We start from the raw sequence: 26393 nt of genomic DNA on the forward strand, positions 1-26393 counted from the left end.
CGTAGGCGTGCTCCAGCGTGCGGCGCAGGCGCTGCAGCTGCAGCGCCTGGATCTCGTCGCGGCTGGCGAGCTCGATGGGCTCCAGGTCGCCGGGGGCGGGCTGCTTGACGGGCATGGCTTGTCTCCTCTTTTCGGGGCGGGTCAGGCGCCGACGGCGGGCCGGCCCTTGGCGGTGTAGGAGCGGCCGCGGAACACCGCGATGCGCTCGCCGCGCTGGTTCTCCACCGTCACGTCATAGACGCCGGTGCGGCCGGCCCTGGACAGCTCGGTGCAGCGCGCGGTCAGCACGTCGCCCAGCCGTCCCGGCGCGATGAAGTCGATGCCAAAGCCCGAGGCCACGGTGAGCTCGTCGTAGGAGTTGCAGCCGTAGGCGAAGGCCGTGTCGGCCAGCGTGGCGATGAGCCCGCCATGGCAGATGGCATGGCCGTTGAGCATGGATTCGCGCACGCTCATGGTCAGCGTGGCATGGCCGGGGCCGATCTCGGTGACCTCGATGCCCAGCGCCTGCGCGGCGCGGTCCTGGGCATACATGCCGAGGCGAACGCGCTCGGCGACTTCCTGCGGGGTCGCAGTCATGCAAAAGCTCCGGGAGGGGTTTTCAGCGGTCGGTGAACACCGGGGCGCGCTTGGCGCCGAAGGCGGCCACGCCTTCCTGGTAGTCGTGCGCCAAGCCCAGCTCGCGCTGCAGCTTGGCCTCGGCGGTGAGCGCGTGCGTGAGGTCCAGGTGCTGGGCCTCGTCCATGGCCAGGCGCGTGGCCACCAGCGCCTTGGTGGGCATGCCCGCCAGCCGCTCGGCCAGGGCCTGGGCCTGCGCCATCAGCTCGGCGTCCTCGACGCAACGCCAGATCAGCCCGATGCGCTCGGCTTCCTCGGCCGGCAGCTTGTCGCCCAGCAGCGCCAGCCCCAGCGCGCGGGCCCGGCCCACCAGCCGCGGCAGCAGCCAGGTGCCGCCGCTGTCCGGAATCAGCCCGATCTTGCCGAAAGCCTGAATGAAGCTGGCCGAACGCGCTGCCAGCACCAGGTCGCCGCACAGCGCCAGGTTCGCGCCCGCGCCGGCCGCCACGCCGTTGACGGCCACCACCACCGGCACCGGCATGCTGCGCAACCGCCGCACCAGCGGCCCGTAGTAGCGCTCGATCACCACGCCCAGGTCCTTGGGCGGCTGCGCCGCGTCGGGGCTCACCAGCGGGTCCGACAGGTCCTGCCCGGCGCAAAAGGCGCGCCCCGCGCCCGTCAGCAGCACGCAGCGCACGCTCGTGTCGGCCGCCGCGTTCTCCAGCTCGGCCCGCAGCAACGCATGCATCTCGCCGTTGAAGCTGTTGAGCGCCGCCGGGCGGTTGAAGGTCAGCGTGCGCACCGCACCGGTTTGCGACTTCAGGATCAAGGACTCGGGCACCTCTGCTCACTCCTGCATCAAATTCATCGGTCGCGTTGTTCCGCTGCAGCGCGGAAATTCATATACCGACCGTTCGGTAGATGATAGGTCGAAGCGCCGGCTTGAGCCAGATCAGGCGTACCCGGACAAACCCTGGTGAGGCATCGCCACGAGGCCGCCAGGACGGGCGTGGATGCCGGCACGCCATGTGCAGCACCTGGCGTTCTGGTGCCCGCGGCCCGGCCGCGGGAAGATGGAGCGGGGAGCGCGGCGCGGGGCGGCGCTCCTCACGACAACCATGGATGGAGACAGCGAATGAACCAGCCTTCCGTGCCTGACAGCGGCCAGTGGTTCTCCAACCTGCTCAAGTCGCAGCAGGCGGTGCTCGGGCCCTTCACCGCCGACCAGGCCTTCGCGCCCTGGATGCAGGCGGCCACGGCCTTCACCTCCTGGCAGCAGGAGACCATCAAGCAGATGACCTCGTTCTGGCCGATGTCGATGGCCGCGGCCATTCCGGGCTTCCCGCCGGCGGTGAACGTGGCGGCGGACCGGCGCTTCTCGGCCGAGGCCTGGACCAAGAATCCGGGCTTCGACATGCTCTCCAAGAGCTACCTGGTGCAGACGCAATCGCTGCAGCAGGCGCTGGACGCGGCGCCCATGGACGAGAGGACCAAGGCGCAATGGGGCTTCCTGCTGCGCCAGGTGGTGGATGCGCTGAGCCCGGCCAACTGCCTGCTCACCAATCCCGAGGCGCTCAAGACCGCCATGGACACCGGCGGGCGCAGCCTGATCGAGGGCGCGCGGCTGTTCATGGAGGACTTCGCCAAGGGCCGCGTCTCCATGACCGACGAGAAGGCCTTCGAGGTCGGCAAGAACGTGGCGCTGAGCCCGGGCAGCGTGGTGTTCGAGAACGAGGTGTTCCAGCTCATCCAGTACGCGCCCTCCACCGACGAGGTCAAGCGCACGCCGCTGCTGATCGTGCCGCCCTGCATCAACAAGTTCTACATCCTGGACCTGCAGCCGGAGAACTCGCTGGTGGCCTATGCGGTGAGCCAGGGTCACACGGTGTTCCTCGTGTCCTGGCGCAACATCGACGCCTCGCTGGGGCACCTGACCTGGGACGACTACCAGCAGCAGGGCGTGATGACGGCGCTGGACGTGGCGCGCGAGATCTCGGGCAGCGAGCGGGTCAACACGCTGGGCTTCTGCATCGGCGGCTCGCTGCTGGCCTGCACGCTGGCGGTGATGGCGGCCAAGGGCCAGGCCGACAAGGTGGCGAGCCTGACGCTGTTGACCACGCTGCTGGACTTCTCCGACACCGGCGAGCTGGGCCTGATGATCACGCCGCAGTCGATGGCGCTGCGCGAGGCGTCCATCGGCAAGGGCGGCGTGCTGCACGGGCGCGAGCTGGCGCACATGTTCGCGGCGCTGCGCGCCAACGACCTGATCTGGCCCTACGTGGTCAACGGCTACCTGCAGGGCAAGGCGCCGCCGCCCTTCGACCTGCTGTACTGGAACGCCGACGACTCCAACCTGCCCGGCCCCATGGCCTGCTTCTTCATGCGCCAGGGCTACCTGGAGAACAAGATCCGCGTGCCCGGCGGCACGGTGCAGAGCGGCGTGCCGGTGGACCTGCGCCAGATCACCACGCCGGCCTTCATCTACGCCTCGCGCGAGGACCACATCGTGCCGTGGAAGACGGCCTATGCCACGACGCAGCTGCTGGGCGGCCCGCGCACCTTCGTGCTGGGCGCCAGCGGCCACATCGCCGGCGTGATCAACCCGCCGGCCAAGAAGAAGCGCAGCTACTGGGAGCTGGCGCCGGCCGATGCCGACGCCGCCGCCCCTTCCCCGGCCGCGGAAGCGCAACCGGCGCTGGACCCGGACCCCGAGCACTGGTTCAAGCAGGCGCAGCAGTACCCGGGCAGCTGGTGGACGGCCTGGAGCGAGTGGCTCGGCCAGCAGGGCGGCGACGAGACCGTGCCGGCGCGCAAGACGCTGGGCAGCAAGAAATACAAGCCCATCGAGCCGGCGCCGGGGCGGTATGTGAAGGCCAAGGCGACTTGAGGCGAAAACCCGGCCGGGCCGCAGCGGGCCGCCCGGCCGCGCCGATTACACACTTTCCGATCTGCTACGCGCGCTCAATACCCGAGCGCGCGCTTTCCGGCCATGCTGCACGGGGCCTCCAACGCAAGGAGCAGCGGCATGCAGCGAAGTGTCCGGAAACTCGTCGGCCTGGCCGCCATCACCCTGGCAGCGCCGACCCATGCAACCCTCACGCATTTCTCCGAGCGCCAGGCCTTCGACGCCGTGCTGAGGGCCCCGGCCACGGTCGAACGCTTCACCGACGACGCCCATTTCCCGATCAGCACGGGCGTGCTCAATGCCAGAACCAACCTCGTGGTGGACCATGGCACGCCGATCCGTCCCGGGGATATCCGGCCGGGAGCCACTTACTCGACCGCCATCGGCCGGGAGTTCTTCTTCAACATCGACTGGAGCGGCACCTCCGACGGCGGCTTTCTCGACGGCTTCGTCCAGCCCAACGGCAATCCGCTCACGGTGACCTTCGACCGGCCGGTGGCCGCCTTCGGTTTCGACACCAACCGCTACATGGGCAGCAAGTTCGACCTGACCGTCCGCTTCACCCACGGCCCCGACCAGATCCTCAGCTACGCGACCGAACCCACGTTCGAACACTGGTTCTTCCACGGCTTCGTCAGCGACCGCCGTGACATCGCCTCCCTGGTCATCGAGGGCGACAGCCAGCACTTCAGCTCGTTCGCCTTCGCCCTCGACAACTTCACCTTCAGCCCGCCCGTGCCGGAGCCTTCCGCCTGGGCGCTGCTGCTGGGTGGGCTGTGCGCGCTGGGCGGCATGACGCGGACGCGGCGCCAGCCCTGACGACTGGCGGGCCTGCCGACCGCGGGCACGCCCTGCCCGTGGCCACCCGGCGCCGCAGATTCAGCCCTCCGCCTTCAGCCCCGGGAAATCCTCCTCGAAGAACTCCCCGGCCTCGCGCACGCCGCGCTGGCGGCGATCCGCCTCCAGCCGGCGCAGCTCTACGCGGCGCAGCTTGCCCGAGATGGTCTTGGGCAGCTCGGTGAGGAACTCGATGCGGCGCACGCGCTTGTAGGGCGCGAGCTGCTGGCGCGCGTAGCGCAGCACGTCCAGCGCCAGCGCCTCGTCGATCGCCTGCCCCTGCGCCACCGTGACGAAGGCCTTGGGCACCGCCAGCCGCACCGGGTCGGGGCTGGGCACCACGGCCACCTCGGTCACGGCCGGGTGCTCCATCAGCACGCTCTCCAGCTCGAAGGGGCTGATGCGGTAGTCCGAGGCCTTGAACACGTCATCGGCGCGGCCGACGAAGGTCAGGTAGCCCTCGGCGTCGCGCTGGGCCACGTCGCCGGTGTGGTAGTGGCCGTCGCGCATCACCTCGGCGGTCTTCTCGGCGCTGTCCTCGTAGCCCGCCATCAGGCCCAGCGGGCGCGGGTCGAGCTTGAGGCAGACCTCGCCCTCGTCGCTTTCGCGGCCGTCCGCGTCCAGCAGCACGACCTGGTAGCCCGGCAGCGGCCGGCCCATGGAGCCGGGCTTGAGCAGCTGGCCCGGCGCGTTGCCGACCTGGGCGGTGGTCTCGGTCTGGCCGTAGCCGTCGCGCAGGGTCAGGCCCCAGGCCGCCTGCACCTGCTCGATGATCTCCGGGTTCAGCGGCTCGCCCGCGCCGATGATCTCGCGCAAGCGCAGCCGGCCGCGCCAGGCTGCCATGTCCTCCTGGATCACCATGCGCCACACGGTGGGCGGCGCGCACAGCGTGGTCACGCCGTGGCGCTCCAGCGTGGCCAGCAGCGCCGCCGCGCTGAAGCGCGCCACGTTGTGGATGAAGACGCAGGCGCCCGCGTTCCAGGGCGCGAAGAAGCAGCTCCAGGCGTGCTTGGCCCAGCCGGGCGAGGAGATGTTGAGGTGCACGTCCCCCGGCTGCAGCCCGATCCAGTACATGGTGGAGAGGTGCCCCACCGGGTAGCTCTGGTGCGTGTGCAGCACCAGCTTGGGCTTGGAGGTGGTGCCCGAGGTGAAGTAGAGCAGCAGCGGGTCGGTGGCGGCGGTGGGGCCGTCCGGCTCGAAACCGGCGCTCTCCTCCTGCGCCAGGGCAAAGTCCAGCCAGCCCGACGGCGCCTCGCCCACGCAGATGCGCGTGCAGCCTTCGGCCAGGCCGTCGAACTTCGCGGTCTGCGCGCCGCAGGTCACCACGTGGCGCACCTGGCCGCGCTCCAGGCGGTCGCGCAGGTCCTCGGGCGTGAGCAGCATGGTGGCCGGGATCACCACCGCGCCGAGCTTGAAGGCGCCGAGCATGGTTTCCCACAGCGCCACCTCGTTGCCCAGCATCAGCAGGATGCGGTCGCCGCGCTTCACGCCGTGCCGGCGCAGGAAGTTGGCCACCCGCCCCGAGCGCTCCGACATCTGGCGGAACGAGCGCTTCTCCTCGCCGCCGTGCTCGTCCACGATCCACAGCGCCGGCGCGTCGTTGTCCCGCGCCATGGCGTCGAAGTGGTCGAGGGCCCAGTTGAACTGGTCCAGCTCGGGCCAGCGGAAGTCGCGCGCGGCCGTGGCCTGGTCGCTGCGCAGGGCCAGCAGTTGGTCGCGCGCGGCCACAAAGGCCTGGCGCGCCGTGGAGGCGCGGGTCGTGTCCATCGAATGTCTCCTTGGTCTGGTGTCCACCGGAGCGGCCCGCCGAGGCCGGCCTTGGTCCGGCGACGCGCCGCCACCCCAAGCAGCTCTTCGAGTTGCTTCCCCAACGGCGGCCCACGCGTCCGCGTGACTCTAGGAAGGCGCGCGCGCCGGCGCGATAGCCAAAGCGGTCAAGTTGCGTGGCGTGTATTGCCACCCGGTGCAAGGCGCCGGGTGGCCCCGTCGCCGCTCAAGGAGCCCTTGAATGGGGCTGCTCCCGCTTCAGGGCCGACAGGCAGGCCAGCCCGGCGCATGCCCAGGCCAGGCCCATGGCGGCCATGCCAGCCAGCAGCAGATCCGGTGCCCAGGGGAAGAGCCCGAACACCAGCGCCGCCACCGCCGCCAGTCCCAGGGCCGTCTTCAGGAAACGTCGTTCCTTGGGATTGAGGCTCATCACCAGCTCTGAACCGCCTGCCATCGGCTTTGCAGCTTGCCAGCACAAGAAGGCCAGCAGGCCGCAAGAAGCCGCCAGCAGGCTCCATTTCCAGACCGACGCGCTGCGCATGTCCGCCACGGTGGCGTCCGCCAGCACGTAGCTTGCCGCGTCCTCCACCGCGCGCACCGTCATGCCGTTTTCCGCCAGGTCGAACAGTGCTGCCGCCACCGGCACGGCGCACATCAGGTGAAAAAGCACTTCATGGCGATTCATGGACGGGTTTCTCAACGGCTTTTCCTGAGATGCCTGCCTTTTCGGCTCAGCAATTAGGCAGGCTTTCAGCAATAAATATTGAATCAGGAACAACAGGGTATAGCCTGGGACAATGGCCAGTGAATCAAAATAGAAAGCCAGCCTGAATTTACTCAAATCCACTTTCTTGGGCTCGCTTTTCGCGCCCTGGTCCGGTGCCGGCGGCGGCTGCTGGCCATTCTCGGCCTTGCCCGGCACGGGTGCATTCTGAGGTTGAGGCCAGTTATCGGTCTGCTCATTGATGACACGCAGCAGCCCATCCACGCTGCTCACGGTTTCCATCGGCCCCGGGTCCCGCAGGATATTCTTGTTCCAAGGGCCATGAGCCGTGGCCGTCATGCCCACCACACCCAAAAGCAACAGCAGCCAAGCCATGGCCAGCAGCATTTGGTGATGGTCAATGAACCATTGCAGAAAACGGGGAAAGCCGGAGGCCGGGTGGCTGATGGGCCTGCCTTCAATACCGTCAGCGTGCATTTTCGGCTCCCTTATTCATGGCAGTCTGCGTCCCTGCTGGCGCCGGAAAATTCAAGTCTCTTTGCGCCACCCTGCGGGCCGCGGCGTCCAGTTGTTCCGTCATGCTGCGGGACAGGGCCCAGCCCAGGGGTGCGCTGGCGTTGGCATCGGCCAAAGCCACTTTCATATTCATATGGCTGACCGTCACCGCGCGATAGAGCACATCGCGGATATGCGAATCCCTGACGTTATAGACGCCCGTCAGCAGCGGCACGACTTCGTAGAGAAAAGAACCACCCGCCACCACCGGTCGCGAAACCGGGCCCGCGGGCTGCTCGCAAAACATCGTGCCATCCCGGCGCGGGCATTCCTTGTAGGAATCATTGGAAATGACGAGCAGGGCGATGTTCTTTCCCGCCGCCTTGGGATGCTTCGAGATCATGCTGATGAGTTCGAGCGCCGTCACGATGCCGGAGTTGTCGAAATACCCGCCGTCCAGCAGGCGCGCCAGCCGACGTCCGGTTTTCATGTCAGTGACCGTACCGGGCGGGCTCACCAGGGGAAACCGGGCACTGTGGTGCATGAGCGCCGCGACCGACTGCTGCCGGTAGGACGGCATCACCGAGGAATCGACATGGAAAGTGTCGATGAATCCCTCGGTTTCCAGATGCGAAAGAATGGCGCGCTGGCCGGATTCCGCCACGGTCGCGTTGAAAAGCGCGTAGGGCATGGCCGGACATCCGGGCGGGCTCGACTGGAAATCGGAGATATTCATTTCCAGGGGCCGCCCCGGCAGTCGGGACATGGCCCGCTGCCATCCCTCTTCCAGGCCTCGGGAACGGTCGCTGGCCTGGATTTCGACCGGCAGGAAGCCATTCATCAGGTTGGGATAGAACATCAGTCCCAGCGTAGGCGACAGGAAATCGGTGCCCAGCGCACGGGTAGCCGCCTTGGCCGGCACGGCCGCCTGGGATGAATCCGGGATGTTCTGGCCGTCGCTCCCGCACAGGCGGTCACGCAATCCCGCCAGCCACATGCCCGCGCCCACGCTGCCGCCGGAGACGCTGGAAATCGCGAACACCTCCTTGCGGAAGTTCGGCTTCTTTTCTTCCAGGGCTTCGAGAACGGCAGCAGTCCAGTAGGCGGCACGAATTCCGCCCCCTTCCGCGGCTACCACGTAAATGGTGTTGACGTCTTTCCTGTGTGCCAGCCAGGCCTCGAAAGCGGAGGCCACCGGCAGCGGAGCCGTCGCCGGTTTTTCGGTAAGGGAGGATGGCCCCCTGTCGTTGAAGAGGCTGAATATCGCGGCCACCGTAAGCGCGGCCGGCACGAGATTGGGCAAACGATGGCGCAGGGCCCAGAACGACAGCACGAAACTGCCAACCAGATTGATGCCGGTGAGTGCCAGTGCGACGATGGAAACGCTTCCCACCACCCTTGGCACGGACAATGGATACAGCCACACCAATAACGTGCACAAAAAGGTAAATATCATCGACCAGAGCATGACCCGCTGCGTGGCGGGCGGCACGCTGGCCCTGGGCGGCAGGGCCTTGGGAACCACGAGCCCGAAAATATCGGCACGCTTGACGTAGAAAGAAAACAATACCCCTGCAAGCACCATGAAAGCGATGGCGAGCCCGTATGCATGCTGGGCAAGAGAAGTGTTGCCTGCTTCTCCAGCACGCGATACCGCGCTGGTGGCGGAATGGGCCAACTGCCAGAACATCATTCCCACCCAGGTGGGCACGGCAGCGCCACAGAATCTTGGTATGAATTTTCGCCACCATTCCATTTTCACGGGCGCCATCCATAGCCCGGGAAACCTGGCCAGCAGCAGCCAGCGCATCGAATACCAGATCGCCAGGCTGAACAAGACGCAGGACAAAGCCAGAAACACCAAGTCGCTGTAGCTGCCGTCGAGCACCCAGCGCTCGGTCGAACGCCGCAGCACGTCCCGGCCCTGGTCACTCCACAGCAGTCCGATCCATACCGCCAAGGTGGCCAGGGGCACCAGGCATCGCGTGATGCCGCAAATGAAGTTGGCCAGCAGCTTCATCAGCCAGCCGGCCCAATTTTTCAGGCGCGCCAACAAATTCTTCATCTTGCCCTTCCAACTGCCTTTGGCAACAAGGTCGAAAGGCTGCCGCCCGCATCCGCGCACTGATATGCATGGCACTGCCGACATTTTCAATTGCAGGCAGCAGCAGCCGGGCAAGGTCCCCAGGAGCGTTTCTAGAAGGGGCCAATGCTCCAGACAAAATAATTCTGGAGCACCGGTGAATCAATCCAACTTTGTTCACATTGACAGCCGCGGGGCCGCCATTCAGGGCATTGCCGGTACCGTTGCGGCCCGGCCGCGCTGCTCTGCCAGCGCGGCCGGGCCGCAGCCTTCTTCACGGCCTGAACACCACGTCCACCCAGTAATTGGACGCCTGGTAGGTCGAGCTCGGGAACAGCACCGAGCTACCGCCGTAGGCGTACACGCCGTTGCCGCCGTTCACGCCGTCGCGCAGCAGGTGCAGCGGGCCGCTGTCCACGCCGGCGCTGCTGAAGTAGCCGGTGTCGGCCGCGTAATGGCCGTTGGGCGCGCGGTACGAGGCCACGTACACGACGCCGGCCGTCACCGGCACCGGGGACGAGAAGTTCGCCTGCTGCCAGCCGGTGGCCGTCTCGTTGACGAAGGTAGTTGTCGCCAGCAGTGCGCCGGTGTCGGCCCGCCACAGCGCGCCCACGTGCGTGCCGGTGTTGCCGCTGCCCTTGTAGAAGCGGATGGCCGTGATGTAGCCGTTCTGGTCGGTGCGGAACTTCACGCCCACATTGACGGTGGCGCCGTCCGGGTCGCTGGGCGTGTTGGGCGTGCTGGAGGAGGAGAAGGCCGTGCACGGGCAGGCCATGGGGGTGACCGTCACGCTGCGGCTCGCGGGCGTGCCCTGCAGGTTGCCGCTGTCGTCCACCGCGCGGCTCATCAGCGTGACGGTGCCGCTGGCCTGGGGCGTCCAGGCGTAGCTCCAGCTGCCGCGGCCGTTGGCCGGGTGCCAGCGCACGCCGCCGTCCACCGACACCTCCACCCCGCCGACCACGCCGCCGCTGTCGCTGGCCGTGCCGGTGATGGTGAGGCCCTGCCCCGCCGGCACGCTGGCGTTGGCCGCCGGAGCGGTGATGCTGGAAGTCGGCGCCGTCACGTCGGTGGAGGCGCTGGCCGCCACCAGCCCGGCCTGCAGCGTCTGGGGCTGCACGCCCATGTCGGCGAACAGGTTCACCGTGGCCTGGCGCATGCGCGCGTCCGCCGGCGTGCCGGCGTTGTCATGCGTGGCCTCCAGGCCCCAGGACCACTGGATCGTGCCCGCGCCGAACACCCGCGCGCCGCTGCGGTGCTTGTAGAGCGTGAGGCGGTGCGTGACGGTGCCCGTGCCGTAGGTCGAGCCGTAGTCCAGCAGCGCGCCGCTGGTGGTGAGCGTGGTCTGCGACAGCCGGATCAGCCCCGGCGGGCGCGCGCCGTTGTCGAGGTCGGCGTCCCACTCGTAGCCCAGCACGCCGGTGGGCAGCGTGGCAACCTGGCCGGCGGTCTGCGCGGCGACGCTGGTGTTGCGCCAGAAGCGCATCTTTCCGTCGGCGGCCGGCACCTGGATGGCGTAGGAGCGGCCGGTGTCGTTGTTCATGAAGATCGTGCCGGTGAGCGCGTTCTCCGGGCGCCCGCCGTCGTAGGGCGGCGAGAAGCGCGGGTCGCGCCAGGTGCCGGTCCACACCGGCTGCGGGTCGATCTTGCGGTTGGCGTGCGTCTCCTTGTAGCTCACCAGCGTGCGGTAGGGCGCGGCGCCGGCGGCGATGCTGGGCTCCCAGCGCGTCTTCCAGAACACCTCGTTGCCGCTGAAGAAGGCGAGGTTGACGCCGGCGTCGCGCGCCGCCTCGACGTTGGCGCGCTGCACGCCGGACCAGTACTCGTCGTGCCCCACCGACAGGAACACCTTGTGGTTGCGCAGCAGCGCGCCGCGCCGGTCGGTGTCGATGCCGCTGGTGTAGCTGAGGTCGTAGCCGTTGGCCTCCAGCCAGCGCAGCATCGGGTACTCGGCATGGAACAGCCAGTCGTGGCCACCGTCCACGGCGCGGGTGTTGAAGGGGCGGTTGTAGCTGACCTTGTAGGCCCGGCCCGCGCCCGTGCCGATGCCGCCGGCGTAGAGGCTGCTGCCGCCCCAGGTGTTGTAGGCCTGCCAGGTGGTGTCAGAGGTCTGGAACAGCAGCGCCGAGGTGCCGGCGTCGTTGCGCACCACGAACACGATGTGGCTGGCGCCGCCGGTGTCGGTGCGCACCAGGCGGGCGATGTAGATGCCCGACACGGCGCTAGCCGGCACGGCCCAGGAGCCCGAGACGGCCCAGTTGCCGCAGTCGATGAGCCCGGTGGCCGACTGCGTCAGGCAGGCCGGCTGGGTCTGCGGCAGCGTGGCCGAGGGCTGCACGCTGGCGACCTTGCGCGCCCCGCGCCCGCCGTACCAGCCCAGGCGGTAGATGTCGAAGCGGTAGCTCCGGGCGGCGGTCTTGACCTTGAAGCGGACGGTCTCGCCGCGGTTGACGCTCATCTCCGTGGCGAAGCCCTGGATCGACGCGTCGCCCGCGCCGTTCACGTCCCACTCCGAGGCCGGGTTGCCGGTCAGGCAGTTCTCGGCCACCACGGCATTGGGCGGCGCCGCGCAGCCGGCCTCCGGCGTGGCTGCAGCGGGGGCCGCCAAGGCGAGTTCCGCCGCCGTGGCCGTCACCGACACCAGCAGGCCCGCGTCCGGCGCCTTCACGGCCACCTGCGTCGGCTCCGTCCTGGCCGGCGCGGCCTCGACCACCTTGCCGGTCGTCTTGGCGGCGCTGGCGCCGGAGCCCGGGCTGAACACCACGTCCACCCAGTAGTTGCTGGCCTGGTAGGTCTGCGACGGGAAGCTGGAGCTGCTGCCGTAGGCGTAGACGCCGTTGCCCCCGCTCACGCCGTTTTGCAGCAGGTGCACCGGGGCGTTGTCCACGCCGCGGGTGGCGAAGAAATTGTTGTCGCCGGCATAGCCGCCGTTGGGCGCGAAGTACGAGGCCACGTACACCGTGTTGGCCGTCACCGGCACGGGCGTGGCGAAGTTGACCTGCTGCCAGCCGCTGGCCGTCTCGGGCCCGAACTGCGCCGTGGCCAGCCGGGCGCCGTCGGCGCTCCACAGGTTGCCGATGTGCGTGCCGGTGTTGCCCGCGCCCTTGTAGAAGCGGATGCCGGTGATGAAGCCGCCGGTGTCCACGCGGAACTTCACGCCCAGCTCCACCGCGCCCGGGTCGTTGATGGAAGGATTCGTGGGCGTGGCGGTGGCGCTCCAGCCGCTGCAGGGGCAGTCGGACCAGGTGGCGCCGCCGGCGCTGGTGAACGACCAGGTCTTGCTGGCCGTCATCGGGTTGCCGATGGCGTCGCGGATGCGCGGCTCGGCGCTGCCGCCGCGCAGCGTGACGGTGTAGGACGTGGATGGGGCCAGCAGCGCCGACGGCGTGAGCGTGGCGGTGCGGCTGGTGGCGTCCCAGCGCACCGTGGCGGCCACGACGCTGCCGGCGGCATTGCGCAGCTCGAAGGTGCTGGTGGTGATCGTGGCCGGGTCCAGCGCGTCGTTGAAGACGGCCTTCACCAGCGTGTTCGTGCCCACGCCCGCGGCGCCGGCGGCCGGGGTGGTGGCGGTCACGGTGGGGCCGGCGGTGTCGGCGGCGTAGGTGGCGACGTAGCTGCCGGAGTCCGCCGCGAAGAAGGCCATCTCCACGCCCTTGATGGTGCGCAGCGTCAGCGGCACGCGCGTGCCGTTGCGCGTGAGGGTGCCGAGCACGCCCGTGGCCGAGCGCCGCGGCAGGTAGGCCTGCAGGCCGCGCGCCGCCGGGCTGCGGGCGACGCTGAAGTTGAGCGTGCTGCCGTTCCAGCTGAAGGCGCCGAACGAGGAGGCATTGCGCGCGTCCAGCCAGGCGAGCATCTGCCGCGCCGACACCACCGGCACGCCGCGCGCCTTGGCCGAGGCCACCACGGCCTCGGCCTCGTCGGTGATGGCCTGGTCGGTGTGGGCGTTGACGGTGTAGGCGCCGTAGTACTCCTGCGGGCCCAGGGCGCGGTCCAGCAGCGCGTCCACCGTGTACGGGTAGCTCTGGCCGGACTCGTCGGTCATGTGCGTGGCGGCCTGGTACACGTCCACGAAGCGGCCGTCCAGGCGCATGAAGCGCATGGGCATGGCCGAGCCGGTGAACAGGCCGGGCCGGTCCCCGACCCAGCCCGCCGGCCAGAAGTAGTAGCTCGTGTCCAGCCGCATGCCGTGGCGCGCCTGCGTCTCGGCGCCGCTGCTCCAGTCGCTCCAGACGATGCAGTGGTGCCGCTGCGTCAGCGGCCCGGGCAGGCTGCCGTACTTGGCGCGCCAGGCGGCGAGCTGGTCGGTGTAGGTGGCGTCCAGCGACAGCGCGCTGTAGTCGTCGCAGCGGGTGCTGGCGTGCAGGCTGACTTCGAAGCCCTCGGCGTGGTACTGCGCGGCCTGCGTGGGGCTGAGCGGGGTGTCGGTGTAGATGTAGGAGGTGCCGCGGATGCACTGCCAGTCCGCCACCGAGCAGCCCGCGGGGCTGAGCGCCTTGAAGCGCTCGAAGCGCCCGGCCGTGCCGCCATTGGCGTGGTCGTCGCCGGTCATGATGACCACGGCCTTCTTGCCGAAGGGGAAGTACCAGAAGCGCGGCAGCGGCTTGCGCGCGCGGTTCATGTGCGAGATGAGGTTGCCCAGCAGCCGCTGCTGCTCGTCGGCCTGCGGGATGTCCACCTTGGCCAGGTCGACCCAGTCCGGGCGCGGGTCGGCGGCGGCGGCGCCGTAGAACTTGTCGTCGGAGCGGATGGGCGAGAGGCCGTCGCGCTCCTGCGCGGCCCAGGCCGGGTTGCCCTGGCGGGTCTGCACGATGGAGGTGGCCAGGTCGTAGGCGAAGGCCGCGGCCTGGCCGCTGCCCACGCGGCGCAGCGTCACGGCCGGGTTGGCCGTGGCACTGGCGGCGCTGCCGTAGAGCATGGCCAGCGCCGTGGCGCCGGCGAGGTTGTAGCGGTTGGCGCTGCCGTGGAACTGCAGCGTCTGGCTGGCGATGCCGTTGCCCACCGCGCTGGCGCTGTTCACCTGCAGGTAGCCGTTGCTCAGCGGCGTGCCGGCGCTGCTGACGCCCAGCAGGCCGTTGAGCCGGGCATCGGGCGCCATGGCGATGAGGTTGCCGCCGGCATTGACCCAGTTCGTCAGCAGCGTGGCCTGGGTGTCGGACAGCGCCATGCGCGACAGGACCACCACGTCGTAGGCCGCCAGCATCCCGGCGTTGACGGCGGCGATGTCGGCCACGGCGAAGGCGTTGAAGCCCTCGTTGCGCAGGATCTCGGCGTGGTAGAGCCCGAAGTTGGCGCTGCCCGAGGTGACGACCAGGATCGGCCCGCCCGGCCCCTGCGCCGGATCGGCCGCCGCCGCGGGCCGGGCCCAGCCCAGCAGCGCCACCAGCCACGCCAGCATCCACAGGAGAAACAGCCTTTGCGTGCCGCACGCACGCACCCCGCCGCCGTGTGCCATATCCGCCTCCTTCACGCCGAAGCGCCCCCAATCGCAAGAAGGCGGGCAGATGGGATGCCGGGCAAACCCGGGGACGGCTGCGCGTTCGCGCGGGCCCACCCGAACGCGCCCTCATCCGTTCATGGGATGTGCAAGGCGGCCAGGATGGCAATCACCGTCAGCGTGCAGGGCCGGGTCGCCGGAGACTATTCAAAAATTCCAGACAACGATGGCACCGATTGGGCGGATTGTTCAGGTTGCCTGGACAGTCATCGGCCGGACCCGGGCAGTCGGCCGATGCACCTTTGCGGTCGAAGCTGAAATATTTGCCCGTCACGCCTGCATGGGGACCGGCTCCGCGGGAGTGACGAAACCCCCTCGGGGTGCGGCAGACCCTGCATTCACACCCAAGGCAGCCCCGCCTCCCGCGCCAGCACCTGCCGCCAGTGCCGTTCTGCCTGCGGCAGCAGCCACTGCAGCCCGAAGTCGGCCAGCTCGCGCTGGTGCCGCGCCCGTGCCGCGTCGTCGCCCCCGGCCGCGGCGCGCGCCATCGCCGCCCAGGCCCAGGCCAGCAGCAGGTGGCCGCAGCCCATCAGGTAGTCGTCGGCCACGCGCAGCGGCCATTCCGGGTCCTGCTCGCGCCCGGCCTGCAGCGCGGCGGTGGCCTCCAGCAGCCGCGCGCATTCGCGCCGCAGCGCCTCGGCCATGTGCGGCAGCGCGGCCTCGCAGCGCGCGGCCTCGGCCTCGATGTCGTCCACCAGCGCGTGCAGCGCCGCGCCGCCGTCGGCCAGCACCTTGCGCTGCAGCAGGTCGATGGCCTGGATCTCGTTGGTGCCCTCGTAGATCAGCGCGATGCGCAGGTCGCGCAACTGCTGCTCGATGCCGTATTCGTGCACGTAGCCGTAGCCGCCGAAGACCTGCAGCGCCGCGCTCACGCCCTGGAACCCCTGGTGCGTGCCGAAGGCCTTCACGATCGGCGTGAGCAGCGCGGCCAGCCGCTGGGAACGGGCACGGCGCTCGGGGTCGGCATGGTGCTGCGCCTCATCGATGAGCAGCGCCGCGCGGTAGGCCACCACGCGCAGGCCCTCGGTGAGCGCGCGCAGCGTCCACAGCGTGCGCCGCATCGCCGGATGCCAGGCAATGGGGTCGGCGCCGCGGTGGTCCTGCCCTTCGGGCACGGCCGGCGCGCGCAACTGGCGCCGCTCGGCCGCGTAGGCCAGGGCCGACTGCGTGGCCCGCTCCAGGTGCCCCAGCCCCTGCAGCCCGACGTGCAGCCGGGCGGCGTTCATCATCACGAACATGGCCTGCAGGCCGCGATGCGGCGCGCCGATGAGCCAGCCGGTGGCGCCCTCGTAGCGCAGCGCGCAGGTGGCGCTGCCGTGGATGCCCATCTTGTGCTCCAGCGCGTCCACCTCAATGCCGTTGCGCGAGCCGTCGGGGAGCAGCTTGGGCACCAGCGCCAGCGACAAGCCCTTGGAGCCCGGCGGCGCATCGGGCAGCCGGCACAGCACCAGGTGCACGATGTTGTCCGTCAGATCATGGTCGGCGCCGGAGATGAAGATCTTGCTGCCCGTGACGCGCAGCGAGCCGTCGGCCTGCGCCTCGGCGCGCGTGCGCACCTGCCCCAGGTCGCTGCCGGCCTGCGGCTCGGTCAGCGCCATGGCCGCCAGCCACTCGCCGCTGGCGAGCTTCGGCAGGTAGAGGGCTTTCAGCGCCTCGCTGCCATGCGCCTCCAGCGTGGCGTAGGCGCCGTGCAGCAGCCCCGGGTACATGGACCAGGCCTGGTTGCAGGACAGCAGCATCTCGTACAGCGCCGCCTCCAGCAGCAGCGGCAGGCCCTGCCCGCCCCACTGCGCATCGCAGGCCAGCGCCGGCCAGCCGCCGTCCACGAAAGTCCTGTAGGCCTCGCGGAAGCCGCCGGGCGTGCGCACCTGGCCCTGGTCGAGCCTGCAACCTTCGAGGTCGCCCGGCGCGTTGGTGGGCGCCAGCACCTCGGCGGCGAAGCGGCCGGCCTCCTCCAGCACCTGGGCCGCCATGCCGGCATCGACCTCGGCGAAGCGCCCGCATCGGGCCCAGGAGGCCGGCGCTTGCAGCACCTCCTCGATGACGAAGCGCATGTCGGCCAGCGGAGCGGTGTAGGGATGTGCCATGGGTTCAGTCCTTCGCGGGCGCGGTGCCCGCTCATACCAACTCGCTTTTCGAAATGAAGTAATCCGTTCGGGCTGAGCTTGTCGAAGCCCTGCGGCGATAACCGAGCGCCTGCCCTTCGACAGAGCCTGTCCTGAGCTTGTCGAAGGGCTCAGGGCGAACGGGATTTACTTCACTCTCGAAGACGAACTGGAATCAGCTCACAGATCGAGCTTCCATTCCCCGCCCACCACCTTCAGGATCACGCCCGCATCGGGCTGGAAGCCCCAGTGGTCGGTGGCGGTGTAGCGCAGCATGCCGTTGCTTAGCGCCAGCGCCGGCGCGGTCTCCAGCGCCTCCTTGAGCGCGGCCCGGAACTCCGGCGTGCCGGGCCGGGCCTTCTTCAGCGCCACCGGCACCACCTGCTCCAGCAGCAGGTACATGTCGTAGGTGTGGCCGGCCAGCGTGGTGCGCGTGCCCGGCCCGAACTGTTTCTCGTAGGCCTGCACGAACTTGAGCGCCACGGGCTTGGTGGGATGGCTGTCGGGCAGCTGCTCGGCGGCCATCAGCGGGCCGGCGGACACGAAGCCGCCTTCCACGCCCCTGCCGCCCACGCGCATCAGGTCGCGGGTGGCGGCGGCATGCGTCTGGTAGATCCGGCCCTTGTAGCCGCGCTCCACCAGCGCCAGGTGCGGCATGGCGGCCCCGCTGCCGGAAGCCACCACGATCACCGCGTCGGGCCTGGCGGCGTTGAGCTTGAGCGCCTGCGAAGTCGCGCTGGTGTCGGCGCGCGCGAAGCGCTCGGTGGCCACGAGCTTGATGCCGGCCTTGTCCAGCCGGGGGCCGAGCTCCTGCAGCCAGGACTCGCCGTAGGCGTCGTTGTAGCCCAGGAAGCCGACGGTCTTGACGCCGGCCTTGTGCATGTGCGCCAGCATGGCGTTGGCCATCACGCCGTTGGAGTGCGGCAGGCGGAACGACCAGGCGTCCTTGCCGGCGGGCAGCGGGATGGGCGCCAGGGACAGGTGCACCGTCTTGGTTTCGGTGGCCACCTCGGCCATCGGGATGGCCACCGGCGTGGCGCCCGAGCCGACGATGAGGTCCGCCTTGTCGGCACTGGCGAAGCGGCGCGCGTTCTGCAGGCCCTTGGTGGGATCGGTGGCGTCGTCGAGGACGATGAGGTTCACCTTCTCGCCGGCGATGGTCTGCGGCCAGAGCTTGAAGCCGTTGTTCATCGGGATGCCCAGGCCCGAAGCCGGGCCGGTGAGCGGCAGGCTCGCGCCGATGGTGAGGTCGGCCCAGGCGGCCGAGGCGGCGACGGCGGCTGCGAGCGCAACCAGGTTCCGGGTCCAGCGGGTGTTCATGCTTGTCGTCCTCCTGTGTGTGTGAATGGGCGGGCTCGCGGCCGGCGGGCCGGGCGCGGTGCGGGAGCTCTCAGCCGCACCGCGCCTTGATGTCCTCGGGGATCGGGATGGCGCGCAGGCGCCCGGTATCCGGGTCGCGCACCACGAAGGCCCGCACCTCGGTGCCCTCGCACAGCAGCTCGTCGCCGCGCAGCACGCGGTGCCGATGCTTGAAGGTCTTGTCGGCCCAGGATTCGATGGTGGTGACGATCTGCAGCTCGTCGCCGTAGGTGGCGGGGCGCAGGAAGCGGGTGCGGATCTCCAGCAGCGGCGTGCCGACGATGCCGCGCGTGGCCTCCAGCTCGCGCCAGGGCGGCACCCCACGCGCGCGGAAGAAGGCCAGCGAGGCCTGGTCCATCCAGCGCGAGAAGTTGGGGAAGAACACAATGCCGGCGGGGTCGCAGTCGCCGAAGTGCACCGTGACGGGATGGATGTGGGCCTTGCTCATGGTGTGATTCAGGGTGTTGGGTTCAGTGCGCGTCCGGGTTCTCCAGCAGCAGCGCGATGCCCTGCCCGCCGCCCACGCAAGCTGCAGTGATGCCCCAGCGCGTGCCGATGTCGCGCAGCTGGCGCGCGAGGGTGATCGTCAACCGCACGCCGGTGGCGGCCAGCGGATGCCCCAGCGCGATGGCGCCGCCGTGCACATTGAGCTTGTCGGGATCGAGCCCCAGCTCGCGCTGCACCGCCAGCGTCTGCGCGCCCTGCGCCTCGTTGATCTCGAAACGGGCAATGTCATCCAGGCCCAGCCCGGCACGCTCCAGCAGCAGCCGGATGGCGGGCGCCGGGCCGATGCCCATGATCTCCGGCGCCACGCCGACCACGGCCGCCGCCGCCACGCGCGCCAGCGGCGCGCGGCCCCAGTCGCGCAGCACGGAGCCCGAAGCCACCAGCGCCGCCGCGGCGGCGTCGGTCAATGCCGAGCTGTTGCCGCCGGTCTGCACGCCGTCCGGGTAGACCGGGCGCAGCCTGGCCAGCACTTCGGGCGGCGACAGGCGCGGGTGCGTGTCGCGGTCCGCCACGGCGGCCTTGCCGGAGAGCCGGATGCCGCGCGGCTCGTAACCTTCCAGCTCGAAGCGCTCGTTGCCCACCGCCACGATCTCGCCCTCGAACCAGCCCGCCTCCTGCGCCCGCACTGCGCGTTCGAAGCTGCGCGAGGCGAAGGCATCGACCTCCTCGCGCGTGATGCCGTAGCGCTGCGCCAGGTTTTCCGCCGTCTGGATCATGGAGATGCCGGCGGCGGGGTCGGTGAGCGACTCCCACAGGAAGTCCTTGAAGCCCGGCGGCGTGCCCAGCGTGAAACCCTGGCGGTGCTCGAAGGCGGCGATGGGGTGCCGCGTCATGGACTCGGTACCCACCAGCAGTGCCAGGCTGGCACTGCCCTGCGCGATCTGCTCGCCGGCCTGGCGGAACAGCTCGAAGCCGGTGCCGCAGATGCGCTGCGCCATCAGTGCCGGCACCTCCAGCGGCACGCCGGCGTACAGGCCGATGTGGCGCGGCACGTAGAACTGGTCGAAGCCGCCGGGCGCCATGTTGCCCGCCAGCACCGAGTCCACGCCCTGCGGCGCCAGGCCGGTGCGGCGCAGCAGCTCGCGCGCGGCCTTGATGCCCAGGTCGATGGGGTTCACGCCGGCGAAGGCGCCGCAGTAGTCCACCTGCGGCGTGCGCACGCCGTCGAGCAGCCAGACATCGTCGAAGCGGTTGAAGAGTCCGCGTGTCGCCATTGCAGTGTCCTTGTGGAATGAATCCGGTCGCCCCGGGCCTCCAGGGCACTGCATGCCGGCCATGCGGCACGCACTGTGACAGGCCCGGTCCGGATGGACCTTGTTTCAGTTCAAGCTCTCAGGCCGGGCCCGCGTTCGTCATGTGCCGCCCGCACCGCCACGATTCAGCCGACGCGGATCACGCGCGGGTCGGCGGCATCGGCATACAGCGCCTCGACCTCGGCAGCGCGGCGCGCGATGACGGCACGCTGGTTGAGGTAGCCCTTGTCGGTGATCTCGCCGGCGGCGAGGCTGGCAGGCTCCTTGAGCAGCAGCACGCGGCCGGGTGACTGCGCCGAGCCGCCGGATTGCTCATGCAGCGCCTGCAGCTTCGCCTTCAGTTCCTCGCGCAACTGCTCGGGCGCCAGCGCCTCGGCCGCGGGCGTGAGGAACAGCAGCGCGCCAACCTGGTCGCGGTCGTGGCCGGTGATCACCGCGTCCTGCACCAGCGGCGCCAGCGCCGAGATGAGCTTCACCCGCAGCGTGCCCACCGACACCCAGGTGCCGCTGCCCAGCTTGAAATCTTCGGCGACCCGGCCGTCGAAGAGCACACCCTTTTCCGGATGCACCTCATCGACCAGCCGGCCCGCGTCGCCGATGCGGTAGAAACCTTCCTCGTCGAAAGCGGCGGCGCTGAGCTCGGGATCGTCGCGGTAGCCGGGGAACACGCCGGCGCCGCGCACGCGCATCTCCAGCTTCTGGCCGTTGGGCACGAACTTCAGCTCCGCGCCGGGCAGCGGGCCGCCGATGCAGCCCGCGCCGTCGAGCCGCCAGTGCGCGGACGTGACCGCGGGCGCGGTCTCGGTGGAGCCCCAGGAGGTGGTGAGCCACAGCGGCTCCGCGCGCACCCGCGCCGCCACGGCTTCGAGCCGCTTCCAGCTCGACGGCGCCAGCCCCGCGCCGGCATAGAACAGCACGCGCAGGCCCTCGAACATCCGGCGCGCCAGCGCCTCGTCCTGCTCCAGGTAGGGCAGCAGCATGTCCAGGCCGCGCGGCACGTTGAAGTGGATGTTGGCCTGCACCTCGCGCAGGTTGCGCACCGTGCGCTCGATCAGCCCGGGCATGGGGCGGCCGTCGTCGATGTAGAGCGTGCCGCCATGGCTGAGCACCATGTTGAAGTTGTGGTTGCCGCCGAAGGTGTGGCTCCAGGGCAGCCAGTCCAGCAGCACCGGCTTCTCGTGGTCCAGGAAGCGCCAGGCCTGGCTGATCATCTGCTGGTTGGCGCACAGCATGCGGTGGGTGTTGATGGCCACCTTGGGATGCCCGGTCGAGCCCGAGGTCAGCAGGTACTTGGCATGGTCCTCGGGCCGGATGGCGGCAAAGGCGCGCATCACCTCCGGGCCTTCGGCTTCGCTCACCAGGCTGTCGAAGGAGCGGGCGCCGGGCACTTCCTCGGCGCCGCGGCCCAGCACCACCACCGCGTCCACCTCCGCCGCGCGCAGCGCCGCGCCGTAGACGGCGGCGTCCGAGGCGTACACCAGCCCGGGCCGCAGCTTGTGCAGGATGCCGCGGATGCGGCTGAAATCCGGGCCCAGCCGGCTGTAGGCGCTGGACACCGTGCAGGCCGGGCGCCCTACGTGCATCGCGGCCAGCGCCAGCAGCGCGTGGTCCACCGAGTTGTCCGAGAGCACCACCACCGGCGCGCCGGGCGGCAGCTCCAGCGCCAGCAGGCCCTGCGCCAGGCGGCCGACGTGGCGCCGCACCTCGCCCCAGCTCAGCAGCCGCCAGCCGCCGGCGGCATCGCGCTCGGCCAGCGCCGGCGCCTCGGGCGTTTCCCTCGCCCAGTGCTCCAGCCATTCACCGATGCAGCGCACATGCGGGCGCAGCGGCTCGGGGGAGCGCAGCACGAAGCTGCCGTCGGCGCGCTGCTCGCGCAGCGCGCGCGGCGGGGCGAGCAGACGCTCGTCGTCGAAGAAGTGGGCCATGCTGTCTCCTCACGGGTCCGTGACCAGGCACTGTCCAGACACATACGTTTGTGTATGGAGGCATGCTAGGCACCGGCCCCGTTTTCTTCATGAGGGTTTGCGTGGGCTGGGTTTTCGGCAATTCCATACAGGACTGCATGGCCGGAGCGGTGGACGCTGGCTAACATGGCCGCATGGATGCGCCTCTGACCCGCCCTGCCCGCCCCCGCCGCCGCCCCGTGGCGGCCGCCGACACCGCCCGCAATGCGCTGACGCCCGCGCACTGGATCGAGGCGGCCACGGAGCTGCTGGTCGACGGCGGCGTGGACCTGGTGCGCGTGGACGTGGTGGCCAAGGTGCTGGAGGTGACGCGCGGCAGCTTCTACTGGCACTTCAAGGACCGCAACGACCTGCTGGCGCGGGTGCTGGAAGCCTGGCGCACGGCGGCCACGGAGCAGGTGATCGAGCGCTTCGAGGGCCGCGGCGGCGACGCGCGCGAGCGCATCGCCGAGCTGCTGACGCTGCCCTTCCGCGGCCCGGCGGCCGAGCGCGCGGCGCGCATCGAGCTGGCCATCCGCGACTGGGCGCGCCGCGATGCCACGGCGCAACGCGCGGTGGACGAGGTGGACGAGCGGCGCATCGGCTACACGGCGCAGTGCTTCTCGGCGCTGGGCTTCGACATCGCCGAGGCCCGCTCGCGCGCCTTCCTGCTCTACGGCTACCAGGTGGCGGAGGCGCTGCTGCGCCGCCAGGGCAGTGCCGCGCAGCAGGGCGAACGCTGCGCGCTGGTGGAGCGGTTGCTGCTGATGCCGGTGCCAGCAGTTGCGCCCGAAACGGCCGGGCGCGGCAAGGCGCCGTAGCGCCCGCCGTGGGCCTCGCGAGCGGGCGTGAAGCCCGGCCCGCGGACGCTCAGGCCGTCGTGTCGCCCACCTCCGCCGCCAGCTCCAGCAGCTGCTCGGCGCTGGGCTTGTCCCAGCCCAGGCCGCGCGTGCCGTTGCCGTAGAAGCGGATGAAATCCTGGATGAACAGCGAGTGCGTCCAGCCGCTGGTGTCGAAGCGCTTGAGCAGCGCCGAGCGCTTTTCGGCCAGGTGCTCGCGGAACTGGCGCTGCCAGTGGGCGCGTTCCGCGTCGGGCAGGGCCAGGATCTCCTGGCGCAGCGCCTCGCGGGCGCGGCGCAGCCACTCGTCGAGCCAGCGCGCCTGGCGCCGCGGCGCGTCCACGACCACGGCCGGCTTGGGGCGCGGCGCGGGCGCGGGCACCTCGGCCGGGGCGGCCTTCTTGAGCACACCCGGCAACACCGCACGCAGGTAGCGCCCGGGGTTCTGGACCGGGTCCACCACGCCCGGCGGCAGCGCGGCGCGCTTGTGCAGGCTGTCCAAGCCCGCGCTCAGCGCCTCGGGGCCGAACTCCTGCAGCAGCCGCTCGGCGTCGTCCTGCTTCACGCCGGCATCGATGGCGCGGCCGATGAGCGGCAGGTCCACCGGCTCCAGCTCGCGCTCGCGCACGGCGGGCCGGCTGGCGGCGCTGCGCGCCGTCTTCTTGCGCACCACGGCGAACTGGATCTGCTCGATGGTCTTGTTGTCAGCGCCCTTGTGCTCCACCGGGCCGCGCACCTCGATGTCGGACAGCGCGTTGATCTCGGCGATGGCCGGCGCCAGCACGTCGCGCTTGAAGTAGCGGTACTGGGGCGGCTTCTTGGCGGGGTCATCCTGCTGCCCGGTGAGCACCGGGCGCCACCAGCGCCAGTGCTGGCGCGCGGTGAGGTGGCTGGGGTTGTCGATGTAGCGCACGCAGATCTCGTACAGCGCCATGGCGGCATGGCTGCGCAGCTGCGTCACCACGTCCAGCGCGATGCGGGCGTAGCGGTCGGGGCCCATCAGCTGCTCGCGGATCTGCGGCGAGTAGGACCACTCGATGGTGATGGCGCCGCTCTTGCGGTTCTTGATCAGCTTGCAGCCGGCCAGCAGCGTGGACGCCTCCCAGACGTCGAACTCGCCGGACGTGGGGCTCTGCCACTCCACGACGGTGCCCATGAGCTGCTTGAGCGTCTTCTTCAGCAGCTCGTAGTTGTTCGAGTCGAAGCGCGAGAGGTTGATGATTTCGCTCAGCGGCGCGCTGTAGATGTCCTTGCCGCTCTGGCGCTGCGCCACGTGCAGCAGCACGTTGAAGGAACGCCGCGCCAGCAGCGTGATCTTGCGGTCGCGCGGCATCAGCGCCACGGCGTTGACGTGCTTGCGCACGACCTCGGCGCAAGCCGGGCTGTCGTCCTCGTCGAACAGGGCAGGTTGGCTGGGCATCCCGGCATGGTAGGCGATCACGTGAGTGAGCATGCTGTCAAAGCTCACATGTCCGTCACGCCCGCGAGACAGTGTTGCCTACCAAATTTCCTCACATGCGCAGGGCGCCGGCCTGGCCGCGCGTGGCAACCGGCGCGGGGCTTACCAAATCCGCTCACGTACCTTTCGCGCCACCCCGGTTCGCATCCGGGGCCAGTGCACGGCAGCCACTACCAAAAGCTCTCACCTGTGGTCCGCGGTCGCGTTGTCGGGCTGGGCACTGGACCGCTACCAAATTCCCTCACCTGTTTGAGCCAGCGGTGGAAGGACGGGGCAGTCGCGGAAGCAGCACAGCCTTCCCAAAACTTCTCACGTGTGAGGCCGGACTTGCATGCGCAGGCGCCTGGGCTTGCTGATACCGGCGCATCGGCATGCGGCGAGCCGCTGAGCGGGGTCGCAGGCGGCGCCGAACCGGGCGCATGAGGGTCGGGCAACACGGGCGCGCGCGGTTCGTGAGTGCATTTGGGAAGGGTGTCGACCCTGGCGGGCCAATGAGAACGTTCCCTTATCCCCTCACCTGCCTTCCCAAGACGCCTCACCTTCGTTCCCACAAGCGCTCACGCACGTTCCCAAAACGGCTCACCCACGCTCCCAAAACACCTCACGCGTTTGCAGCTAAGTGGTTGTCACGTATAAGAAAAGTCGAGGCCAAAGGTATTAAAGGGTTTGAACGGAATTGAACTGATTGAACCCCTGCGGAAGCGGGTCAAAGCGAGAAATTCTGGAATTACCCGCTGCCAGCATGCGCTGCGCCTGAACCAGCGTGAGACAAGCTGCTTGTTGGATCTTTGCTTTTGATTCAGCAAAACATCGTTGAGGCAGCAGGAAGTCGCTGAGTCCTGACTATGATCCGGCCTCCCGAAGGAGGACAACAATGAGCACGAATACGGCGACGCTGGCCCCCCAGACGCTGTCCGATGTGATGGACCAGGCGGACCGTTCGGGTCTGCTGATGAGCCGGGTGCGCAGCGCCATGCTGTCGCCCACATCCCGCAAGCGGCCCCCGGTGTACAGCAGCGGGCAGCTCGGCGCGATCTGCGGCCTGGACCGCAACCAGGTGGCCTACCGGATTCAAAAGGGCGACCTGCCCACGGGCCGCGTCAGCGGCAACGGCCGGCGCGAGTTCTCGCTGGCGGACGTGCAGGCCTGGTCTCGGGCCTATCGAGCCGGCGCGATGCGGCCCGAGGGCGCGGAGGCGGTGGCGGTGGTGCTGGCCAACTTCAAGGGCGGGGTGGGCAAGACCACCACCGCCATGTCCGTGGCCCAGGGTCTGAGCCTGCGCGGGCACCGCGTGCTGGCCGTGGACTGTGATCCGCAGGGTTCCCTGACCACGCTGTTCGGCATCCTGCCCGACACCGAGGTGGAAGACGAGCAGACCATCCTGCCGCTGTGCGTGGGCGCGGAGACCTCGCTGCGTAGCGCCATCCGCCCCAGCTACTGGAGCGGCGTGGACCTGGTGGCCGCGGCGCCGCTGCTGTTCGGCGCCGAGTTCTCGCTGCCCTCGCGCCAGCAGACCGAGGACGACTTCGAATTCTGGAACGTGCTCAACGTCGGCCTGGACGAGGTGCGCGACGAGTACGACGTGATCGTGATCGACACGCCGCCCTCGCTGTCCTACGTGACCATCAACGCGCTGATGGCCGCCAACGGGCTGCTGATGCCGCTGCCGCCCAACGCGCTGGACTTCGCTTCGGCGTCCCAGTTCTGGCGCCTGTTCTCCGACCTGGCCGGCCAGCTGGTCGAGCAGCGCGGCGTGGGCAAGGAGTTCGACTTCATCCGCGTGCTGCTCACGCGCGTGGACAGCAGCGACTCCACCACCACCGTGGTGCGTGACTGGATCGGCCAGGCCTACGAGGGCAAGGTCATGCCGGTGGAGATTCCCAAGACCGCGGCCGCGGCGTCCGCCGCGGCCGAGTTCGGCACGATCTACGACGTGGGCAAGTACGACGGCAACGCCCGCACCTACAAGCGTGCCGCCGAGGCCTACGAGAAGGTGACCGAGCTGGTGGAGCAGCTGATCCAGGCTACCTGGCTGCGTAAGACCACTGCGGCCTGATCCGGGCCGGGAGAG

The 26393-nt window shown here is 69.6% G+C and carries 16 protein-coding genes; 4 read left to right on the forward strand and 12 right to left on the reverse strand.

Annotated features, from left to right (window positions below; genetic code table 11):
• Nucleotides 1-141 precede the first annotated feature (141 nt).
• Nucleotides 142-576, reverse strand: coding sequence for a hydroxyphenylacetyl-CoA thioesterase PaaI (gene paaI / locus HHL10_RS28050; protein ID WP_169163723.1), 435 nt, complete (start codon nucleotides 574-576; stop codon nucleotides 142-144).
• A 22-nt stretch (nucleotides 577-598) separates the two neighbouring features.
• Entirely contained in the window at nucleotides 599-1396 is a 798-nt protein-coding gene (locus HHL10_RS28055; RefSeq protein ID WP_169163724.1) for an enoyl-CoA hydratase-related protein, read from the reverse strand.
• Between the two features lie 294 nt (nucleotides 1397-1690).
• Between HHL10_RS28055 and HHL10_RS28060 the strand changes: the two genes are divergently transcribed.
• Nucleotides 1691-3442, forward strand: a complete 1752-nt coding sequence (locus HHL10_RS28060) for a PHA/PHB synthase family protein (protein WP_169163725.1) — start codon at nucleotides 1691-1693, stop codon at nucleotides 3440-3442.
• A gap of 138 nt (nucleotides 3443-3580) precedes the next feature.
• Nucleotides 3581-4279: a PEP-CTERM sorting domain-containing protein gene (locus HHL10_RS28065; protein ID WP_169163729.1), complete on the forward strand. Its 699-nt coding sequence runs from the start codon at nucleotides 3581-3583 to the stop codon at nucleotides 4277-4279.
• A gap of 60 nt (nucleotides 4280-4339) precedes the next feature.
• Here HHL10_RS28065 and HHL10_RS28070 read toward each other — a convergent pair whose 3' ends face one another.
• The 9 genes from HHL10_RS28070 to HHL10_RS28115 form a co-directional block, all read right to left on the reverse strand.
• Nucleotides 4340-6064, reverse strand: a complete 1725-nt coding sequence (locus tag HHL10_RS28070) for an AMP-binding protein (RefSeq protein ID WP_169163730.1) — start codon at nucleotides 6062-6064, stop codon at nucleotides 4340-4342.
• Nucleotides 6065-6290: 226 nt separating this feature from the next.
• Complete coding sequence (locus HHL10_RS28075; RefSeq protein WP_169163731.1) at nucleotides 6291-7265, reverse strand: hypothetical protein; 975 nt, start codon at nucleotides 7263-7265, stop codon at nucleotides 6291-6293.
• Nucleotides 7255-9348 (reverse strand): patatin-like phospholipase domain-containing protein, encoded by a 2094-nt coding sequence (locus HHL10_RS28080; RefSeq protein WP_169163733.1) that lies wholly within the window; start codon nucleotides 9346-9348, stop codon nucleotides 7255-7257. The genes HHL10_RS28075 and HHL10_RS28080 overlap by 11 nt, the downstream gene beginning before the upstream one ends.
• A 292-nt stretch (nucleotides 9349-9640) precedes the next feature.
• Nucleotides 9641-14815, reverse strand: coding sequence for a N,N-dimethylformamidase beta subunit family domain-containing protein (locus HHL10_RS30325; RefSeq protein WP_205833259.1), 5175 nt, complete (start codon nucleotides 14813-14815; stop codon nucleotides 9641-9643).
• Nucleotides 14816-15195: 380 nt separating this feature from the next.
• Complete coding sequence (locus HHL10_RS28095; protein ID WP_169163735.1) at nucleotides 15196-16944, reverse strand: acyl-CoA dehydrogenase family protein; 1749 nt, start codon at nucleotides 16942-16944, stop codon at nucleotides 15196-15198.
• 198 nt (nucleotides 16945-17142) lie between these two features.
• Complete coding sequence (locus HHL10_RS28100) at nucleotides 17143-18282, reverse strand: ABC transporter substrate-binding protein (protein ID WP_169163737.1); 1140 nt, start codon at nucleotides 18280-18282, stop codon at nucleotides 17143-17145.
• A gap of 70 nt (nucleotides 18283-18352) precedes the next feature.
• The gene (locus tag HHL10_RS28105; protein ID WP_169163738.1) at nucleotides 18353-18769 is read right to left on the reverse strand and encodes an acyl-CoA thioesterase; all 417 of its coding nucleotides are present in this window, start codon (nucleotides 18767-18769) and stop codon (nucleotides 18353-18355) included.
• Nucleotides 18770-18791: 22 nt separating this feature from the next.
• Nucleotides 18792-20042, reverse strand: a complete 1251-nt coding sequence (locus HHL10_RS28110; protein WP_169163740.1) for a thiolase family protein — start codon at nucleotides 20040-20042, stop codon at nucleotides 18792-18794.
• A 164-nt stretch (nucleotides 20043-20206) separates the two neighbouring features.
• Nucleotides 20207-22006, reverse strand: coding sequence for a feruloyl-CoA synthase (locus tag HHL10_RS28115; protein WP_169163741.1), 1800 nt, complete (start codon nucleotides 22004-22006; stop codon nucleotides 20207-20209).
• A 173-nt stretch (nucleotides 22007-22179) separates the two neighbouring features.
• Between HHL10_RS28115 and HHL10_RS28120 the strand changes: the two genes are divergently transcribed.
• Entirely contained in the window at nucleotides 22180-22845 is a 666-nt protein-coding gene (locus tag HHL10_RS28120; protein ID WP_169163742.1) for a TetR/AcrR family transcriptional regulator, read from the forward strand.
• A gap of 49 nt (nucleotides 22846-22894) precedes the next feature.
• Here the strand turns inward: HHL10_RS28120 and HHL10_RS28125 are convergent, their stop codons facing one another.
• Entirely contained in the window at nucleotides 22895-24283 is a 1389-nt protein-coding gene (locus HHL10_RS28125; RefSeq protein WP_169163744.1) for a replication initiation protein, read from the reverse strand.
• Nucleotides 24284-25196: 913 nt separating this feature from the next.
• Between HHL10_RS28125 and HHL10_RS28130 the strand changes: the two genes are divergently transcribed.
• Nucleotides 25197-26378, forward strand: coding sequence for an AAA family ATPase (locus tag HHL10_RS28130; RefSeq protein WP_169163746.1), 1182 nt, complete (start codon nucleotides 25197-25199; stop codon nucleotides 26376-26378).
• The last annotated feature ends 15 nt before the right edge of the window (nucleotides 26379-26393 follow it).

It is taken from the genome of Azohydromonas caseinilytica, assembly GCF_012927045.1.
GTDB lineage: Bacteria > Pseudomonadota > Gammaproteobacteria > Burkholderiales > Burkholderiaceae_C > Azohydromonas > Azohydromonas caseinilytica.